At 69.8% G+C, this 22,067-nt stretch carries 2 protein-coding genes; both read left to right on the top strand.

The window, feature by feature from the left end; genetic code table 11:
• The first annotated feature begins 27 nt into the window (after window positions 1-27).
• Complete coding sequence (gene asnB, locus ACF08M_RS37330) at window positions 28-2,073, top strand: asparagine synthase (glutamine-hydrolyzing) (RefSeq protein ID WP_392189751.1); 2,046 nt, start codon at window positions 28-30, stop codon at window positions 2,071-2,073.
• Window positions 2,070-22,064, top strand: a complete 19,995-nt coding sequence (locus ACF08M_RS37325) for an SDR family NAD(P)-dependent oxidoreductase (RefSeq protein WP_392189750.1) — start codon at window positions 2,070-2,072, stop codon at window positions 22,062-22,064. Before asnB ends, ACF08M_RS37325 begins: the two co-directional genes overlap by 4 nt.
• Window positions 22,065-22,067: the final 3 nt, after the last annotated feature.

Genomic DNA, 22,067 nt, shown 5'->3' with positions numbered 1-22,067 from the left:
GACGATCGCTGGAGAAGGAGACCCCGCATGTGCGGAATCGCAGGCTTCGTCGCGCCCTCGCTCCGCGCCGGAGAAACGCCGGAAGTGATGGCCTCGATGCTGTCGCTCATCCGTCACCGAGGGCCGGACGAGGCGGGCTACTACCTGGACGACGGCATCGCCATGGGCACAGCACGGCTGTCGGTAGTCGACCTCGCCAGGGGTGCCCAGCCGATGGCCGACCCGACGGAACGCTACTGGATCTGCTTCAACGGCGAGTTGTACAACCACATTGAACTGCGCGAGGAACTGAGAGGACTCGGCCGCCATTTCCGTACTCGCTCCGACACAGAGGTATTCCTGCAGGCATGGGCGCAATGGGGGCCGGCGTGTCTGCCCCGATTCAACGGCGCGTTCGCGGCCGCGATCCGGGACGTGCGATCGGGAGACGTGTTCCTGGCGCGTGACAGATACGGCAAGAGGCCGCTCTTCTACGTCGACCACGAGGGCTGCGGCGCCCAGGCGGGCGGGAGTGGAGAATTCCTCTTCGCCTCTGAGATGAAGGCGTTCCGCGCATTCCCGGGGTTCCGTTTCGAGCTCGACCCCCGCGAACTCGCCTCCACCTTCGCGGTATGGACGCCGTTGCCCGACCGGACCCCCTTCAAGCACATCCGCCAGCTCCCGATGGGGTGTTACCTGACCGTCCGCAGCGGGCGGGCGGTGCTGGGTGACTACGCGGAACTCGAACTCGAAGTACCACCGTTCACCGGTTCTGAGCGGGAGGCGGCCGCATTGGTCCGCGACACCCTGCGCGAGAGCGTCGAGATGCGGCTGAGGAGCGATGTCGAGGTCGGTGTCTATCTGAGCGGCGGCCTCGACTCCTCCATCGTGACCAAGCTGACGACCGACCTCTCTTCGCACGAGGTCCGCACTTTCTCCGTGGAGTTCGATGACGCGGTCTTCGACGAGTCGAGCAGTCAGCAGGTCGTTGCCTCGCACCTCGGGACTCGCCACTCGTCCATTGCCGTGTCGAGTGCCGATATCGCCGCGAACTTCCCGTCTGCCGTGTATCACGCGGAAGTACCTGCGTTCCGCGCCGCGTTCGTCCCCATGTTTCTCCTGTCCCGCCACGCGCGGGACGCCGGAATCAAAGTGATCCTCAGTGGTGAGGGTGCCGATGAGGCGTTCCTCGGCTATTCGCTCTTCCGCGAGACGCTGCTGCGCGCTTCATGGAGCGAACTGTCGGATGACGAGCGAATGGCCAGGCTCGGCAGCCTCCACCCGGAGCTGAGTCACTTCGGTCCCGCGAACCGGGCGCGAATGAAGAGCCTCTTCGAGCAGTTCGCCGTGGAACGGCTTCCTGGTCTCTTCTCCCACGAACTCCGATACCAGAACGGCCGTTTCGCCGCGCGTCTGCTGAGACGACATGACGAACCGTTCGCGGACCTCATGGCCCTGACGGACGCGACACCCGGCTACGCCGCGCTGAGCCCGGTCCGGAAGGCGCAGTGGCTCGAATTCAAGACGCTGCTTCCCGGTTATCTCCTCTCCACCCAGGGAGAGCGCATGAGTCTCGCCCATGGCGTCGAGAACCGGTGCCCATTCCTCGATCCCGCGGTCGTCCGCGCGGCGGCTTCGATCAATCTGCGCTTCGATGACGGTCTCGATGAGAAAGCCATCCTCAAGAAGGCGTTCCGGGGTGAGCTGCCGGAATCGAGTCTCACTCGGCGGAAGCAGCCGTACCGCGCTCCCGGCGCAGCCGTCTTCAAGCAGCAGCAGCCCGACTACCTGGAACTTCTTCTCTCAGCGACCGAGTTGGAGAAGGTCAGCGGCATCGACCCGGTGTTCGCCCGGAAGCTTGTCAAGAAGATCACGGCCACACCCACGGGGAAGATCAGTACGAAGGAGGACCAGGCCTTCATCTACCTGCTCTCGACCGCGGTCCTCAATCAGCAGTTCGTGCTGGGACAGGGAATACCCGGGGACACGTCAGCAGAGGGCGACTTCAAAGTGGGCACCATCATTGATCAGCGGAAAACTCAGGGATCGAAGCCGGCCGGCCAAGACCTCCCCGCTGCAGGAGGAATCCGATGAGTACGTTCGAACCGGCGCCCGCGACGGATGATGTCGCGATCATCGGGCTCGCTCTGCGATTCCCCGGTGCGGAAACACTGGAGGAGCTCGGCGCGCATCTCGTCGCGGGCCGGTCGCTCATCTCGGAAGTCCCCCCAGAGCGTTGGTCGAAGGACCGGTATTTCGGTGATCCGAGGCTCGGAGCCCAGAAGACGAACAGCATCTGGGGAGGCTTTATCGAGCATGCGGACCGCTTCGATGCCGAGTTCTTCAACATTTCGCCGCGTGAGGCCGAGAGCATGGACCCCCAGCAGCGCATGGCTCTCGAACTCGCCTGGCGGGCGATCGAGAACGCAGGCTATGCGGCGAGTTCTCTCGCCGGTACGGAAACGGGCGTCTTCATGGGTGTCTGCCATGCGGACTACGCGGAAATGATGGAACGTGAAGGGGCAAGGACGGACGCCTACTTCCCCACCGGGACGGCCTACTCGATCATTGCGAACCGGATCTCGTACTATTTCGACTTCCAGGGCCCGAGCATCGCCAACGACACGGCATGTTCGAGCTCGCTCGTATCGGTGTACGAAGCGGTACGCGCGCTGGGCAACGGCGAGTGCGGTGTCGCCCTGGCCGGCGGAGTCAACCTGATCTGGTCGCCGAAGCACTTCGTCGCGTTCAGCCAGGCGAGCATGCTGTCCCGCACCGGTCGTGCGAGCGCCTTCGACCAGAGTGCCGACGGCTACGTCCGCGGTGAAGGCGGAGCAGTGCTCTTCCTGAAGCCCCTCGCACGGGCCCTCGCGGACGGCGATCCCATCCACGCGGTCATCAAGGGTGTCGCCACGAACCACGGTGGCCGGACCCATTCACTAACCGTCACCAACCCGACGGCACAGGCGAATCTGATCGAAGGGCTCTACACACGAGCCGGGATCCGGCCGGAGACTGTGACCTATATCGAAGCGCACGGCCCCGGAACACCCGTCGGTGATCCGATCGAGATCATGGCTCTGAAGGAAGCCTTCCGGAACCTGCACGCTGCACAGGGCACCGTCGCCCAGCCGGCGAGCTGTGGAATCGGGTCTGTCAAAACCAACATCGGGCATCTGGAAGGGGCCGCCGGGGTTGCCGGAATCGCCAAGGTGATCAGCTCGCTGGCACTCCGGATGCTGCCCGCGAACGTCAACTTCCAGAATCAGAACAGGCTCATCAAGCTTGAGGACAGCCCGTTCCATGTCATCCGCAACACCCAGCCCTGGGCCGCGTCGGCCCCGGGGACGGACGGAAGGATCCGGCCACGGCGGGCCGGGGTGAGCTCGTTCGGATTCGGTGGCACGAACGCACATGTCGTGCTTGAGGAACATCTCACCGATGAAACCGGTGCGGGGGCGCGGGACGCGCCCCTTCGGGGCCCGCAGCTCCTGCCGCTCTCCGCGAAGACGCCGGAGCGGCTGCGCGCGGTCACGGGCAACCTGCTCACCCACCTGCGCGAGCACCCGTCGCAGGCGCTCGCGGATATCGCGTACACCCTGCGCATCGGCCGCGAGCCCATGCCCGCCCGGGTCGCGTTCGCCGTCGCGCATCGCGCCGAACTCGAATCGCTTCTGCGGGAGTTCACGGACGGCACCCGCGCAGCGGGTGAGCTCCATCTGGGCGGGTCGGTGGAGTTCACGGAAGAGGAAGTGGCCGAGCTGAGGACCGCGGGGACACGCTGGGTACAGGGCGGGGCGGTGGACTGGGCGGATCAATTCGGTCACGGCGCATCCCAGCCACGTCCACGACGTGTGCGGCTGCCCGGGTATCCCTTCGCCCGCGAACGGCACTGGTTCAGCGTTCCGCAGAAGGACGTCGAGGCAGGAGCGACGCCACCGGCAGCGAACGCTGCTGCCGCCGCGCATCCACTTGTTCACGCTGATACCTCCGGCCCCGCCGGTCACCGGTACAGCGTGACGTTCACCGGAGAGGAGCCGTTTCTCGCCTCGCACGTGGTGGGCGGTGCCCGTGTGCTGCCGGCAGCCGCTCACGTCGAGATGGTCCGGGCGGCGGCCGTGCGTGCGGCGGGGCCCGACGCGGCGGAGCCGGCCATCGTCCGGCTCCGCAACGTCGCATGGCCGCGCCCGCTCGTCGTACGGGACGCGCCGGTCGAGGTCAGTGTCCGGCTCACCCCGCAGAACGGCGCCACCCTCGCTTTCGAGGTCGCCACCGGAACGGACCCGGCCGTGGTCCACAGCTCGGGAGTCGTCGAGGCCGGCGGGGCGGAGGAGCCGGATCGCGTCGATCTCGGCGCGCTGCTGGCGGCCTGCCCCGGGGAGCGCGGCCCGGAGGATGTGTACGCGGCGTTCCATGACCGAGGCATGGAGTACGGACCGGCCATGCGCGGGCTCAAGGAGCTCCGGCTGGGAACGCGGGAGCTGATCGCGCGTATGGGGAAGCCCGCCGCCGGTGAGGCAGCGGACGCCGGATACGTCCTGCCTCCGAGCGTGCTCGACGCGGCCCTCCAGTCCTCGCTCGTGCTCCTGGCGGAGACCTCGCGAGAGCCGGCCGACAGCCCGGCACTGCCTTTCGCGTTCGAGGAACTCACGGTCTACGGCGCTTGTGTGTCGGAGACATGGGCGTGGGTAAGGCGCCGCGAAGGACACAGCACGCTCGACGTGTTCGACATCGACCTCTGTGACGCCGAGGGCGTGGTGCAGGTCGGCCTGCGCGGGCTGGTCCAGCGGACGCACGGGGCGAAGTCCGGACGCGAAACCGGCGCAGGCGTCGTCACCGCCGCCGTTCCCTGGGTGCGGACACCCCTCGACGTACAGCAGGACCGGGCAACGGCCTGCCCGTCCGTGCGCGGGTACCTCAGTGGACGAGCCGCCGCACACGCCGCCGTCGTGGCAGACACGACCGGCTTCACTCTCGCCCGCCTTCCCGATGTCGCGCCTGGTCGTGTCGCCGATGGTGTCGGGTCCGTGGTGGACCTGGTCTTCGGGCACGCGGCGGAGCTGGTGAGGTCGAAGCCCGGGGGAGCGCACCGGTTCGTCGTCCTGGTGGACGAGCGGATGCCACGGCACCACCACGCGCCGCTGACCGGCCTGTTCAGGACCGTCGTTCTGGAGAACCCGCGCGTCACAGGCCGTGTCGTACGCGTCGCAAAACTCGACACCGCGTCGCCGGAGCGGATCGCGGACATCCTCCGGGCAGAGGCGGCGGACCGGTCGGCCGACTGCGAGATCCGCTACGGGGCCGACGGCACCCGTCACGCGGCACGGCCCGTGGAATTCCGCCTGGGCGAAGGAGCGGAGATCCCGCCGTTGAAGGCGGGCGGGGTCTACTGGGTCACGGGCGGTCTCGGCGGCCTGGGGCTGCATGTCGCGCGGTACTTCGGGCGGTGTGCGGGCGTCGTCGTCGTCCTGAGCGGCCGGTCGGCGCCCGGAGCCGCGAGCGGGACGGTCCTGCGCGGGCTGAGGGAAGCGGGGGTCGAGGCCCACTACCTCCCCGTCGACGTGGGCTCGAAGGACGACGTGGACCGTGCGGTGCGCGCCATCACACGGGACCACGGAGCGATCGACGGGATCGTCCACGCGGCGGGCGTCCTCCGTGACGCGTACCTCTTCACCAAGGACGCCTCGGACGTCCGGGCGGTGCTGGAGCCGAAGGTCGACGGCGTTCTCAACCTCGACGCCGCCACACGCGGCCTCGCGCTCGATTTTTTCGTCGCCTTCTCCTCCGTGGCCGGGGTGTTCGGCAGCTCCGGGCAGTCGGACTACGCGGCGGCCAACGCCTTCCTGGACGCCTTCGCCCACCATCGCCGGGCGCTGGCGGACATCGGCGAGCGGAGCGGGAGGACGTCAGCCATCAGCTGGCCGTTGTGGGCCGACGGCGGGATGTCCATGGACCCCGTGACGCGGGAGTCGATGCGCCGGGACCGAGGCTGGGAGCCCCTCCCGACGGAGGACGGTCTCCGGGTTCTCGGCGGCGTACTGCGCGACGCGCCCGCCCACACCGTGGTGGCGTACGGCCCCGCAGCGACGCTCACGGCCGCCGCCCCGCTCCCGAAAGCGCCCCACTCCGTACCCGTGGACACCACGCCCGTGGAGCCGGCGGCCGCCGTCGCGGAGGAAGACCTGACGGAGCGTACGACAGCTCTTCTGCGCCGCATCGTGGGCGGGGTGCTGCACCGTGACCCCCTGACGCTGGACGAGACGGTCAATCTCGTCGAATACGGGATCGACTCGCTCGCCATCCTGGAGACGACCGCGTCGCTCGAAGAGTTCTTCGGCCCGCTGTCCAAGACGATCTTCTTCGAGTACACGACCATCGAGGGCGTCGCAGGTCACCTCATCGCGGAACACCGTGACAAGCTGCGCGCGATCATCAGCGCCGGAGACCCGAAGCCGTCGGCCCCAGCGCCCGCGGCCGGGACGGACGACGCACCGGCCCCCGCCGCACCCGCACCCTCCGCTCCCGGCACCGGCAGCACGCCCGTCGCCCGTGACAGGTCTGCCGCACCCGGGCCGCGCGACGACCACCACGACATCGCGATCATCGGTATCTCCGGGACCTATCCCGGAGCCGACACCCTCGGCGAACTCTGGGCCGTGCTCGGAGAAGGCCGCCATGAGTTCCGCGAAGTACCGCGCGAACGCTGGGACCACGACGCGGTCTACAGCCGCGACCGCAGCGTCCTCGGCAAGAGTTCCATCCGCACCGGAACCTTCCTCCGGGACATCGAGATGTTCGATCCCCGCTACTTCCGTATTTCCAAGCGCGATGCGGAGAACATGTCGCCAGAGGTCCGCCTGTTCCTGCAGACGGGCGTCGAGGCGCTCGAAGACGCCGGCTATTCGCGCGAGACGATCCAGCGGCAGTACGACGGGGATGTCGGCGTACTCGCCGGTTCCATGAGCAACCACTACGGCCTGTACGGATTTCAGAACAGTCTGAAGCGCGGCTCCCCGGCAAGCGGCAGCTACACGGCGACGCTGCCCAATATGCTCTCGTACTTCTACGGATTCACCGGTCCCTCGATATTCGTGGACACGATGTGTTCCGGGTCCTCGACCTGTGTGCACCAAGCCGTGCAGATGCTCCGGGCAGGCGAATGCCGGATGGCGGTGGCGGGCGGAGTGAACCTGCTTCTGCACCCGTACAACCTCATCAGCTCGTCACAGGAGCACTTCACGACGGCGACCTCTGATGTCATCCGGAGCTTCGGCCTGGGCGCGGACGGGACCATTCTCGGGGAGGGCGTCGGCGCCCTCGTCCTCAAGCCGCTCGTCGAGGCCGAGCGCGACGGCGACCACGTATACGCCGTCATCAAGGGAACGGCCCTCGCCAACGCGGGGGTGCGCAACGGGTTCACCGTCCCCAGCCCGCGTATGCAGGCGCGGGCGATCGAGAAGGCGATCGACGACGCGGGAGTCGATCCGCGGACCATCAGCTATGTGGAAGCTCACGGCTCCGGGACGTCACTGGGCGACCCGATCGAAGTGAAGGCCCTGACCACGGCCTTTCAGAAGTACACACAGGACACCGATTTCTGCGCGATCGGCTCCGTCAAATCGAACATGGGTCACCTTCTGCACGCTGCCGGAATGGTCGCTGTCGCCAAGGTCGTCCTCCAGTTCCAGAAAGGGAAACTCGCACCCTCGCTGCACAGCTCGGTGACCAATCCGGACATCGACTTCTCCCGAACACCGTTCCGTCTGCAGCGACAGCTCGCCGCATGGCAACCCGCCGTGACAACCGTGGAGGGACGCAGGATCACGCATCCTCGACGGGCGGGGATCACTTCGATCGGCGCGGGAGGGATGAACTCACACATCATCCTGGAGGAGTACCCGCAGCCTGACCGCGATCCGCACGGTGCACAGGGCGGGCGAGAGGAACTCTTCGTGTTCTCCGCGATGAACGACTCGGTCCTGGAGACATATCTCACCCGATTCCGCGAATACCTGGCCGCCGGCACGGAGACGGACCCCGCGGCGATCGCGTTCACACTCCGCGTCGGCAAGAACGAACTCCCGTGCCGCTGGGCGTTCCTCGCGAAGACCACCGGGGAAGCCCTCGCCGCCGTCGACCGCTATCTGGCGGGAGACCGGGACCTCGGTGCGGCGCTCGCGAGTGGTGGCCCGCCAAACGAGGGCGTTCGGAAGCTCGCGACCACCTGGGTGGGCGGCAGGAGCGTCGACTGGCGCGGCGCCGACGGGGGAGCACCCACGCCCCGGCGGGTCTCTCTCCCCGGGTACCCCTTCGAGCGCGTGCGCTGCTGGGTCACCCCGGAGGAGGGCGCGCCGTCCGTGATCGAGCCGCTCGCGCTGCGCGACAAGCTCCACCCCTTCCTCGGGCGGAACGAGTCGGACGCCGACGGGCTGCGGTACGTGCTCGACGTGCACCTGGACGATCTCCTCGACTACGGCTGCACCTCGGGGGAGCGGCAGGACAAGAAGCGCGGCATGGTCCCGACGTTCGCCATCGACCTGGCGATCGCCGCCACCAAGGTCTCCGGATTCGCCGACGGGTCGGTCGTGCGTCGGCTGCGCCTCCTGGGCCCGGTCAACTGGGCGACCGCCGCCCGACTGGTGACGGTCTTCGACACCCCCGACGGGAAGCGGGCCTCCGGACTCGTGTTCGCGCAGGACGCCGCGGGAACTCGGATGCCCGTGGCGGCGTTCGACGTGCCGGCGGGCGAGGAGCACCGTACGCCGCTGTCAGGCCACCCCCGCACGAACTCCTTCGCGGGAATCGCTGCCGGTGTGCTCGCGCCCGACCGGGCAGAGCTGCTCTCCCCGGCAGAATTCCTCGCGGAACTCGCGGAGGGCGGAATCGGATACGCGCCGGAACTCAGCGGCACAGAGGCTATATTCCGCCTGCGGGACGGGCGATTGGTGCTCAAGGTCGCCACCCCCGAACTCCAGCGGGACCATGTGAAGCCGCATGTCACCCTCGCTCCGCACGTCCTCGCCGCCATCGCGCAGGGCCTCCAGTGCGAAGCGAAGCGGCAGGGCTCACCGGACTGGGCACGGACCGTGCCCCACCGGATCGACGAGATCCGGCTCTTCACCGACGGGAGCAGCGGGGGCGTCCCGGTCGCGTACGTCGTCTTCGACGTGACCGCCGATGGAGAGGGCCTCGGCGGGTCCGTCGGCCTGCTGGACCAAAACGGCCAGGTGGCCGGCGTGCTCTCCGACATGTGGTGCGGCGATGACGAAGGACCGCGAAAGGACCCGGGTGTGAGCGAACGAACGGTGGACGGAGCGGAAGCAGCGGACCGGGGGACACCGGGGGAGGACGGCGACGGCGTCATCTCCTTCGCGGTGGACGAGCTGCGTGAAATGGCGGGCGGCATTCTCAAGTTCGAGCTGGGTGAGCTCGACGCCCGTACCGGCTTCGACGCCTTCGGCTTCGACTCGATCTCGCTCATCGCCCTGTCGAAGCAGGTACGCGAGCGGTTCGGCATCGATCTGACCCCCGCGGTCTTCTTCGACCGGAATACGTTCGACTCGCTGGGCAGGCACCTCTTCACGGAGTACGAGGGCCCGCTGCGCGCGGCGTACGAGCGGTCGCTCCCGCCGGACCCCGCCGGGGAGCCGGTCCCGAGCCCTGGAAGCCGGTCCCGTGGAGAGACGACCGCAACGGCTGGAGAGACGACCGGGGCTCCTGCCGTCGCGCCGGCCGGCTCACAGCGCCCCGCACCGACGGACTCGCCCCTGCCGGTAGCCGTCATCGGAGCCGCGGGCCGGTTCCCCGGCTCACCCGATCTGGAGGCGTACTGGGCGAACCTGACCGCGGGGACCGACAACGTCACGGCCTTCCCCCTCGACCGGTACGACGCGGCCTATGCGCGGATCGCGGAGGCAGCCGAGTTTCCGCACCATGCGGCCGTCCTCGACGACGTGGACGCCTTCGACGCCGCCTTCTTCCGCATCCTGCCGCGCGAGGCCGAGCTGATGGACCCTCAGCACCGGCTGGCGCTGCAGACGGCCTGGAACGCAATGGAACACAGCGGCTACGCCCCGTCCGGCCTGCCGGCGAACACCGGGCTGTTCTTCGGTGTCTCAGGAACCGACTACGCGACTCTGCTCGCGGCCCACGGCGCCCCGCCGGACGCTTTCACCTCCACGGGCAACGCCCACTCCATGCTCGCCAACCGCATCTCGTACGTACTCGACATCCACGGCCCGAGCGAGCCCGTCGACACGGCCTGCTCCAGCTCGCTCGTCGCTGTCCACCGAGCCGTCGAGGCCATCCGCTCCGGGGCGTGCGACGCCGCGATAGCGGGCGGGGTGAACCTCCTGCTCAGTGTCGACACCTTCGTCAGCGCCGGGCGGGCCGGCATGCTGAGCCCGGACGGACGGTGCAAGACCTTCGCGAGCGAGGCGAACGGATACGTGCGCGGTGAGGGCGTCGGCGCCGTCGTACTGAAGCCCCTCGCCGACGCGGAGCGCGACGGGGACGCGATCCTCGCCGTGATCGTCGGGACCGCGGAGAACCACGGCGGCCGGGCGAACTCCCTCACGGCGCCGAACGGTACCGCGCAGTCGGACCTCGTGGTGCGGGCGATGGGCGGCATAGACCCCCGCACGATCGGCTATGTGGAGGCCCACGGTACCGGCACGGCCCTGGGCGACCCCGTCGAGGTGCGCGCGCTCCAGGCCGCGTTCCGGCAGCTGGGCAGCGACGGCCCCGCCACCTGCGGGCTCGGCTCCGTGAAGACCAACATCGGTCATCTGGAAGCCGCCGCAGGAATCGCCGGGCTGCTCAAGGTGATCCTCGCGATGGAACACGGCACCCTTCCGCAGAGCCTGCACTGCGACCGGATCAACCCCTACATTCAGCTCGACGGCAGCCCGTTCCGCATCGTGCGCGCCAATGAACCGTGGGAGCGGCCCCGCGACCGTGACGGTGAGCCCGCGCCGCGGCGGGCGGGGGTCAGCAGCTTCGGATTCGGCGGCGCGAACTGTCACGTCGTCATCGAGGAGTACACCGGGCAGGCGGCGGACACGAGTCCGGCGCAGGACGCGGACGGCCCCGGGGACCGGGTCGCCGTACCCCTTTCCGCGCGTACGGAGCAGCAGCTCCGCGAGCGGGCGCGGAACCTGCTCGCCTACCTGGAGGACACGCCCCGTCCCGCCGCACTCCGTTCGATCGGCTGGACGCTCCAGACCGGGCGCGAAGCCATGGCCGAACGGCTCGGCTGGGTCGTCTCCTCCCGCCGGGAACTCGTTGATGAATTGCGGGAGTTCATCAGCGGACCGGTGAGCGGACCGGTGAGCGGACCGGCGCAGGACGGCCTCGCCGATGTGGTCGCGCGCTGGAGCGGAGGGGAAGAGGTCGACTGGCGGCGGTTGTACGGGGCTTCCGGTTCGGCCCTGCCGCGGCGCGCGCACCTGCCCACGTACCCGTTCGCACGCGACAGGTACTGGCTCCCCGGCAGCGCCGGGAAGGCCAACAGCGGTGCTGAACAAGGTTCTTCGGCCATGACGACGCTGTTCGTACCCCGCTGGACGCCGAAGCCCGCGTCGCGGGACCTGACCGGCGGGACCCCGTACACGCGTCATGCCGTGATCCTCTGCGGAGCGCCGGCGGCCGTGCGGGACAGCATGGAACGCCGCCTGCCGGGTGTGCACTGCCACGCCGTCACGACCACCAGGCGGCGCCCGGAGACCCGCTTCACCGACCTCTCACGCCAGGTCTTCGAGATCGTCCGGGAACTCGCCGGGCAGGCGCACGACGGCGCCACCCTGGTGCAAGTCGTGACACCGGCGGACGGCGACGAAGCGGTCGGGCCCGCGCTCGCGGGACTTCTGCGCACGACGGCGCTCGAAAGCCCGCACATCGCCGGACAGGTCCTCGCTCTCGACGGCGAGCGCGACGCGGACGACACCGCTGCGGTCGTTCTGGAGAACGCCAGGCACGCGGACGACACACTCGTTCTTCACCGGGGCACGGAGCGCCAGGTGCGGACCTGGGTGCCCGGGGCGGCCGACGGCACGGGCACACCCTGGCGTTCGGGAGGCGTGTACCTGATTACCGGGGGCGCCGGCGGCATCGGCGCCGTCGTCGCCCGCCGGATCGCACGGGAAGCCGTACGCCCGACGCTCGTCCTCGTCGGACGCTCGGCACCGGACGCCCGGATCGGCCAACTGCTTGCCGAGCTGCGGGAAGCCGGTGCGGTGGCCCAGTACGCCGTCGCGGACGTCTCCCGTTGGGAGGAGGTACGCCATCTCATCGCGCGAGTCGGCGGGGAGACGGGCGCGATCCACGGAATCGTGCACGCCGCGGGCGTGATCCACGATGCGTACGTCACGAACAAGACCACGGAGGAGTGGGACAAGGTCCTCGCCCCGAAGGTCGATGGTGTGGTCCACCTGGACCGGGCCACGGCGGACATGCCCATCGAGTTCTTTCTCGTCTTCTCGTCCGGTACGGCAGTCACCGGAAATCCCGGTCAGTCCGACTACGCCACGGCCAACGGCTATCTCGGCGAGTACGCCGCCCGCCGCAACACGCGCGTCGCGGCGGGCGAACGGCCGGGGCGCACGGTCGCGATCGCGTGGCCGCTGTGGAAGGACGGTGGAATGGCGGTTGACGACGCGACCCGCGCGTACCTCCGGCGCAGCCGCGGTCTCGTACCGATGGAGTCGGACGAAGGACTCGAAGCCCTCCTGAGGGCCTGGCGGTTGGGCGAGGCCGACGAGGACCAGATCTGGGTGCACCACGGCGAGCCGGCCAAGCCCGCATCCGTGCCCCCACCCGCCGCTGCCTCTTCTGCGCCGGAGACGGCCGACAGGCGGCCGGACCGGGAGACACTCCGGTCGGTCGTGGAGCTTTTCGCCCGGGTCACGAAGCTCCCCCTCCGTGACATCGACGCCGACCGGCCGCTCGACGACCTGGCCCTCGACTCGGTCATGGTCGTGCAACTCAACAGGGAGCTGTCCTCGGTATACGGCGTGGTCCCGACGACGCTCTTCTACGAATTCCCCACGCTGCGCGCCGTCGCCGGAGCGCTCGCCGGGGCCCCCACCCCGCGGGCCCCCGGTGCGCGGGCCGACGGACCGTCCGGCGCGGTCCGGCTGCCGACGGCGCGGCACGCACCCGGGGCAGCCGCTGTTTCCGGCCCGCCCGCGCCGGACGACGCCATCGCGATCATCGGGATGAGCGGGCGCTATCCGCAGGCCGAGAACACCGACGAGTTCTGGGCGAACCTCACGGCGGGACGCGACTCCATCACGGAGATTCCCCCCGACCGATGGCCGCTGGACGGCTTCTACGAGCCGGATCGCGCCACAGCCGTCGCCACCGGGCGCAGCTACAGCAAGTGGGGCGGATTCCTGCGGGACTTCGACGCGTTCGATCCGCACTTCTTCCGGATCGCACCGCGTGACGCCTACGCCATGGACCCGCAGGAGCGACTCTTCCTCCAGGCTTCCTGGGAAGTGCTCGAAGACGCGGGCTACACCCGCGAGGAGCTGGCCCGACGCCATCAGCGGCGCGTGGGTGTCTTCGCCGGTGTGACCAAGTCCGGCCACGCACGGCACGGCGCGGCCCGGCTGCCGTCCGGTGAAACGGTCGTGCCCTCGCTCTCCTTCGCCTCGCTCAGCGCTCGGACCTCGTACGTCCTCGACCTCCGTGGCCCGAGTCTGACGATCGACACGATGTGCTCCTCTTCGCTCACGGCGGTCCATGAAGCCTGCGAGTACCTTCGCCGGGGCTCCTGCGAGCTGGCCATCGCGGGGGGCGTGAACCTGTATCTGCACCCTTCCGACTACGTGGAGCTGTGCCGTTCCACCATGCTGTCCTCGCAGGCCCGCGTGCGGAGCTTCGGCAGCGGCGGTGACGGGTTCGTGCCCGGCGAGGGTGTGGGCGCCGTACTGCTGAAGCCCCTTGCCCGCGCTCTGGCCGACGGTGACCAGGTCCTCGCGGTGGTCCGCGGGACGAGCATCAACCACGGCGGGCGGTCCCACGGCTATACGGTGCCGAGCCCGACCGCCCAGGCGGAACTGATCCGCGACGCGCTGACCCGTGCCGGGGTTGCGGCGCGGGAGGTGAGCTACGTCGAGGCGCACGGCACGGGCACGGAGCTGGGCGACCCGATCGAGGTGAAGGGGCTCTCGCTCGCCTTCGAAGAGTCGACGGACGAGAGGCAGTTCTGCGCGATCGGCTCAGTGAAGTCGGTGATCGGGCATCTGGAGGCCGCCGCGGGGATCGCGGGGGTCACCAAGGCCGTACTCCAGCTCCGGCACCGCACGCTCGTTCCGAGCCTGCACGCGGAAGAGCTGAACCCCGGCATCAGGTTCGAGGAGACGCCGTTCTTCGTCCAGCGGACGCTCGCACCGTGGGAGTCGCGGACACCACGGATCGCGGCGGTCTCGTCCTTCGGGGCAGGCGGCTCGAACGCCCACGTGATCCTTGAGGAGTACGTGCCGGACCCCGCCCCGGACCGGCCGGCGTCCGGTGAGGGCGAGCAGCTCGTCGTTCTCTCCGCGCGGACACCGGAGCAGCTGCGGCACTCCGCCGCCCGTCTGGTGGCCTTCCTCGAACGCGGGGAGACGGAGCGGGCAGCGGTCGGCCTGGCGGATCTCGCTTTCACCCTGCAGGTAGGACGTGAGGCGATGAAGGAGCGCCTGGCGGTGACCACCGCCTCACTGCCCGAGCTCCTGCGGGTTCTGCGCGGGTACGCGGAGAGCGGGGACGGGGTGGCGGCACCCGGCCTTCACCGGGGCACGGCCGGACAGGCCCTGGGCGCCGTCGCCGAGATCTCGGCCGACGACGACCTCCGGGAACTCCTGGTCGAACGGTGGGCGCGAAAGGGGAAGCACGACAAGCTGGCCGCGCTCTGGGCCGGCGGAGTGGAGCTGGACTGGCGGCGGCTGCACGGAGCCGCTTCGCCCCGCCGGATATCCCTGCCGACGTACCCGTTCGCGCGGGACCGGTTCTGGGTCGGGGACCTGGAGCCGGTCCGGGAGGCGGCGCCCGGCGCGACTCCGGCCGTCGCCGCACCGCAGCCGGAAGAGGCCGGGCCGCACATCACCCCCGACGGCACATCGGATGCCGCACCCGACGACACGCGTGACGAATGGGTCGCCCGCACCGTGCGCGCGACGATCGCGCACGTGCTGGCCATGTCACCGAACGAGGTCGACGGCGGGCTCGCGTTCGCCGACTACGGACTCGACTCCATCCTCGCGGTCCGTCTCGTCCATCTGCTGAACGACGCCCTCCGGCTCGACCTGTCGACCGGCGTCGTCTTCGACCACAGCTCCGCCGACCGTCTCGTCGCGCATCTGCTCGCGGAGTACGCCGACATCGGCCCCGCCGCCCCGCCGCCGGCCGTCACCGGTGAAGCGCGTCCGCGGACCACGCCCGGCTCCCTTCCCGCGGAACGGCCCGCCGCCCACGCGCCGATCGCGATCGTCGGGATGAGCGGGCGGTTCCCCGGATCCGACAGCCTGGACGACCTCTGGACGCATCTCGTGAATGGTGACGATCTCATCACGGAGGCGACCCGCTGGGATCTAGCGGAAACCGGTGCCGACGGCTCCGCGCGCTGCACACAGGGGGGATTCCTCCGCGGGATCGACCGGTTCGACCCGCTGTTCTTCGGTATCTCGGGCGTCGAGGCCGCCGCCATGGATCCCCAGCAGCGTCTGCTCCTCGAAGAGGCGTGGAAGGCACTGGAGGACGCGGGGTACGCCGGCCGGCACCTGGGCGAGACCCGCTGCGGCGTGTACGTGGGCTGCTACAAGGGTGACTACCAGGAGGTCGTCGGGGACGACGCGCCGGCCCAGGCGTTCTGGGGGAACATGGCGTCCCTCATCCCGGCCCGTGTCTCCTACTTCCTCGACCTGAAGGGTCCCGCGCTCGCGGTCGACACCTCGTGCTCCAGCTCGCTCGTCGCGATCGACCTGGCGTGCCGGGGACTCTGGTCGGGCGAGACGGACATGGCGCTGGCGGGCGGTGTCTTCGTCCAGTCGACGCCGCGCCTCTACGAGTTGGCCGGCGGCGCCGGAATGCTCTCCGCGACGGGACGCTGCCATACCTTCGACCACCGTGCCGACGGTTTCGTACCGGGCGAGGGCGTCGGTGTGCTGGTGCTCAAGCGGCTCGATGACGCCGTGGCCGACGGGGACCACATCCATGGCGTGGTCCGCGCCACGGGCATCAATCACGATGGTGCGACCAATGGCATCACGGCGCCCAGTTCCGTTTCGCAGGAGCGTCTGCTCCGCGACACCTACGAGTCCTTCGGTATCGACGTCGAGTCCATCCGGCTCGTGGAGGCGCACGGCACCGGAACCCCGCTCGGCGATCCCATCGAATTCTCGGCGCTCAGCCGCGTGTTCCGGGCCGGTACGGAGAAGTCCGGCTACTGCGCCGTGGGTTCGGTCAAGACGAACCTCGGGCACACGCAGTTCGCCGCAGGTGTCGCGGGAGTGTTCAAGATCCTCCTCTCGATGAGGCACCAGCAGATCCCGGCCTCACTCCACTTCGAGAAGCCGAACCCCGCCGTCAGTCTCGAAGGCAGCCCCTTCTATCTGAGTACGCGCAGCCACCGCTGGGAGGCCCCGGCCGACGGCGGACCGCGCCGGGGCGCGGTCAGCTCCTTCGGCGCGAGCGGCACCAACGCGCATCTCGTCATCGAGGAAGCGCCTCCGGCTGTCCGTGCCCGCGCTGGTACGCCACGTCCCGCGTATCTCGTGGTCCTCTCCGCGCACTCACGTGAGCAGCTGGTCCAGCAGATGGCCCGGCTGGCGGAGCACTGCCGGCGCGCGGACCTCCCGGACCTGGGCGACCTCGCCTACACGCTTGCCGTCGGCAGGGACTGGTTCGCCCACAGGTTCGCCTGCGTGGCGGCGGACCGCAGTGAGCTGCTGCGGATCCTCGGCGAAGGACCGGACGGAGCAAGGGCGTTCACCGGCCAAGTGGTGGCGACGCGCAAGGGCGCTGCGGACGTGGGCGCCGGTGCGGCGAAGAGCCATGGCGAGGAATGTCTCCACCGCTGCGCACACCCGACGGGTTCCGGTGCGGACGCCGATTTGTACCGCGCGGACCTCACCGCCCTCGCCGGATACTTCGCACAGGGCGTCGACCTCGACTACGGGGCGGCGTTCGCGGCAGGGGCCCATCTCCGGGTCCCGCTGCCGACCTACCCGTTCGCCGGGGAGAGCCACTGGGCCGGGCCGCCGCCCTTGCCGCCTCAGCCTGTCACGACCCTGAGCCGGCCGGTCCCGGACCGTCCGCCGATCCACCGGCCGTCGGTGGTGGCGGACCTTCCCGGCACACTGCGGGCCTCGACGGTGTTCAAGGGCGACGAAGCCATCCTCCGCGATCACACGGTACGCGGGCAGCGCGTCCTCCCGGGCGCCGCCCACCTCGAAATGGCACGGGAGGCTGCGGCGCGTGCCTGGGGCACAGAGACGTCAACGCCCCTGCTGATACGCGACATGACCTGGGTACGGCCGGTGGCTTTCGACGGCGCGCCACTGACCGTCGATGTCCTGGTGAGGCCGGCAAAGGGCGAGGAACTCACCTTCGAGATCGCCTCGGAGACCGGTCGGGACGACGGTCCGGTCGTGTTCTCCACCGGGCGCATAGCGCCCTTGGGCACGGCCCGGCCCGACCGCGTCGACCTCGCGTCGCTCCGTGCGGTGTGCGTGACATCCGTGTCCGCGGAGCGCGTCCGTGAGGCGCTGGCGGCGATGGGCATCGTCCACGGGCCCTCTCTCCGCGCCGTCCGCGAGGCACACGTCGGTACCGGCACCGTCCTGGCACGGCTCGACCTGCCGGCAGAGACGGACCCCGCCGACGCCGGGCATGTTCTGCCCCCGGCGCTGCTGGATTCGGCCATCCAGTCCTCGATCGCGCTGCAACTCGCCGACGGCAGGGCCTCCGTGGAGACCGTGGTGCCGTTCGCGCTCGACCGGTTCGAACTCTTCGCCCCCTGCACGGCCTCGATGTGGGCCGTCGTCCGCGTCGCGGACGGCACGGAGACGGCGACCGCGCTGAGCCGACTCGACGTGGATCTCGTCGACGGCGACGGGGAGGTCTGTGCCCGGATGACCGGGTACACCTCGCGCCGGGTGAAGGAACCGGCACCCTCACTGTTCGCACCGGTCTGGGAACCCGTATCCGAGCGCACCTCCGGCACCCGTGCCCTGCCGCCTGCGGGGCAGGTCCTTGTGGTGGGAGGGACCACCGGGCAGCGGGCCACGCTCGCCCGCCAGTACCCGCGGGTCACGATGTGGGACCTCGCACCGAGCGCGTCGACGGACCAGATCATGTGCCGGCTCCGGGACCTGACGCCGGTCGGCCACCTCGTCTGGATCGCTTCCGGTGCGGCGCCGGAGGACCAGGAGGCACTCCTGCCGACCGACACCGCCGGCTTCACCGCGGCCCAGGAGGACGGCGTCATCGCCGCCTTCCGCATGATCAAGGCCCTCGTCCGCACGGGACACGACGCACGTCCGCTCGCCGTGACACTGGTGACGCGGAGCGCCCTGGCCACCTACGACACCGAGCCGACAGCACCTGCCCACGCCGGGCTGCACGGCCTCTTCGGTTCGCTCGGGCAGGAGTACACGAACTGGTCGGTCCGCCGGACGGACCTCGACACCGCCGACCTCCCCGAGGGGCTGCCGGCACTCCCGGACCGCGCGGAGAGCGACACTCTGGTGCGCCGCGCGGGCCAGTGGCTGGTCCGGCGCTGGGTGCCGAACCAGCCAGGAACCATGCAGCGGACCGCGTACCGGGAAGGCGGTCTCTATGTCGTGATCGGAGGTGCGGGCGGGCTCGGCACCGAATGGACCCGGCATGTCGTCCAGCGCTACGGCGCTCACGTGATCTGGATCGGGCGGCGCCCGCAGGACGCGTCGATCGCAGCGAAACTGAGCACCTGCACCGGGCGCGGCAGTGTGCGCTACCTCTCCGCCGACGCTGCGGACCCCGAGTCGCTGCGTACCGCCTACGAGGAGATCAGGCGGCACCATCCGCGGATCCACGGCGTCATCCAGGCGGCGCTGGACCTGCGGGACCGGAGCGTGGCGCGCATGGACGAAGCGACACTGCGCGCCGGCCTCACCGCGAAGGTCGACGTCAGCGTGGCCATGGCAGAGGTCTTCGCGGATGAGACCTTGGACTTCGTCCTCTTCTTCTCGTCCGTCCAGTCGTTCACGACCGCCGCGGGCCAGAGCAACTACGCGGCCGGATGCACTTTCAGCGACGCCTACGCCCAGTTCCTCGCCCGGCACTGGGAGTGCCCGGTGAAGGTGATGAACTGGGGGTGGTGGGGGAGTATCGGCAGCGCCTCGACCGAAGACCACCGGGAACACATGGCACGCTGGGGCCTCCTCTCGATCGAGCCGCCCGAGGCGATGGAGGCACTCGACACGCTGCTGCGCGGGCCGCAGCGTCAGCTGAGCTTCGTCAAGTTGCAAAAGCCCGACGCCATCGCGGGGATCGACCCGGCGACGCGGCTCACGGTCCACGGAAGGGCGCGGTCCCGCATCACGCCCGCCGCCGTTGTGGCAGCCACCAGGGCTCCGTCCGAACGGGAGGCGATCCACGCGATCGCCGCGTGGCGCAGGAACGAACGCGATCCGCTCCTTGCGCGCATGGTCCGCGGACACCTGGAAGCGCTCGGCGGCCTGCGCGGCCTCGGTAATCCGCCGTCCCGCGACGACGTCGCCCGGCTGCGCCGCCGTGCCGGAATCCTGGAGCGGTACGACACCTGGCTCGACCACGCACTCCGTATCGTGCCGCCGGCGGCCCCGCCGCTGGACGTCCTCAGCCGTGAGTGGGACCGGCGCCGCGAGGGCTGGTCCACGGATCCGGACAAGGCGGCAGAGCTCGCCCTGCTCGATGCCGCACTCCGTGCGCTGCCAGACATCCTCACCGGCAGGACCAGGCCCACGGACATCCTGTTCCCGCGCGGTTCCGTCGCGCTCGTCGAAGGCACGTACCGCAACAACCGCGTGGCCGACATGTACAACCGCGCCATGACGGATGCCGCGGCCGCCATCGTCGGGGAGCGGCTGCGTCTGGACCCGGCCGCACGCCTGCGCATCCTGGAGATCGGCGCCGGTACGGGCGGCACGAGCGCCGGGATGTTCGCCGCACTGCGCCCGTTCCAGGACCACATCGAGACCTACGCGTACACCGATCTCTCGAAGGCGTTCCTGAACCACGCCAGGACCGAGTACGGACCGGAAGTTCCGTATCTCGCCTACGCCCGCTTCGACGCCGAGCAGCCGCTGGCCGGGCAGGGGGTGGAGAGCGGGAGCTACGACCTGGTCATCGCCGCCAACGTGCTGCACGCGACCCGCGACACCCGGAACACCATCCGCAACGCGAAGGCGGCGCTGCGCGACGGGGGGTGGCTCCTGCTGAACGAACTGGCGGCGTTCGATGTCTCCAGCCATCTCACATTCGGACTGCTGGAGGGCTGGTGGCTCTTCGAGGACCACGCGCTGCGCGTACCCGGTTCGCCCGCGCTGTCGCCCGCGAACTGGCGGAAGGTGCTGGTGAGCGAAGGTTTCTCCCCCGTCGTCTCCGTGCTGCCCGAGACTCTTGAGCTCGGGCAGCAGATCATCGCCGCCGAGAGCGATGGGATCGTCCGGCAGGCAGTGACCCCGCCGGAGCAGCGGGAATCCGCTGCTCCGCGAGCGCTTCCGGAGCCTCCGCCGAAGGCCACCGCACCCCCGCACTCCCGCCCCGCCCCGGCACAGCCCCCGACCAGTGGCGGGACAGCCGGTACCTCCGGCAGCGATGCTCAGAGCCGGGCCGGCACCATGGCCGGATACCTCAGAGACCAGGCCGCGCACACTCTCGGTATTCCGCCGGACAGGATCGCGCTCTCCGCGCCGCTCAGCGACTACGGGATGGACTCCATCCTCGTCCTTCAGCTCACCACCGCGCTGCGTGAGGACCTCGGAGAGGTTCCGTCCACTCTGCTCTTCGACGCCGAGTCCATCGAGGAACTCGCCGGCCACTTCATGGCGACCGGCAGCTCTCGGGTGGACGCCCTCCTGGCTCGCCTGAACCCCGCGGCGGCGGGGACAGCCGTCTCCGACACCGAGTTCCGGCCGCCGGAGCCGTCCGCGCTTCCCGTCACCGGACCGGCACAGCCCATTGCCGCGCTATTCCGCGCGGCGGTGCGGACCGGAACCCCGCAGCAGGCCGGTGACCTGCTGTCGATCGCCGCCCGGCTCCGGCCGACCTCCGCGACCGGAGCAGGACCGGAGCCGGAGACTCTGCGGCTGTCGGACGGCGACCAGGAACCGGCCCTGGTCTGCCTGTCCTCCCTCATCGCACCCACCGGGGCCCACCAGTACGTGAAATTCGCAGCCGCACTCCGCGGCCGCCGCCAGGTGTGGACGGTCTCCATCCCCGGATACGGCACCGGTGAGCCGCTTCCGGTGAACCTGGAAGCGGCCGCGGACCGGCTGGCCGGGACGCTGCTCCGACGGTTCGACGGCAGACCGTTCGCGCTCGCCGCCTACTCCTCCGGAGGGTGGCCCGCCCACGAGCTGGTACGGCGGCTGGAGAAGGCCGGTGCTCCGCCCGCCGCTCTGGTGCTGCTCGATACGCTCCAGTCGGCCGGAACCGCCATGATCCGGGGAATGTCGGTGCTCACCCGACGGCTGCTCGACCGGTTCCCGCAACTGCCCGTCCTCGACGATCAGCTCACGGCGATGGCTTGGTACGCGCAGTTGCTCGAAGGCTGGCGCCCGCTGCCGGTGACCACCCCGACTCTCCTGGTCAGCGCCGCGGAGGGCAGGACCCTGCTCGAACTGCTCGGTAATGACGCGCGCGCCGACTGGCCGCTGGAACACGTACGGACACAGGTGGCGGGGGATCACTTCTCCATGCTTGAGGAGTACGCGGAGCCGACCGCACTCGCCGTTCATGAATGGCTGCGCGAACACTGTGCCTCCCGGCGGCAGTTCCAACGACGAGATGCGACCGGCTCGGCAGAAACCCGGCTCTCCACGCCCCTTCCACCACGAGACGCAGAAGAGGGATCATGAATC

Source organism: Streptomyces sp. NPDC015032 (assembly GCF_043080425.1).
Lineage (GTDB): Bacteria > Actinomycetota > Actinomycetes > Streptomycetales > Streptomycetaceae > Streptomyces.
The sequence above is the reverse complement of the archived record's forward strand: the minus strand, read 5'-3'. Positions and strand labels throughout refer to the sequence as shown.

Excerpts from the sequence above, each read along its gene's own strand:
- asnB (WP_392189751.1), top strand. The coding sequence starts at position 28 with ATGTGCGGAATCGCAGGCTTCGTCGCGCCCTCGCTCCGCGCCGGAGAA.
- ACF08M_RS37325 (WP_392189750.1), top strand. The coding sequence starts at position 2,070 with ATGAGTACGTTCGAACCGGCGCCCGCGACGGATGATGTCGCGATCATC.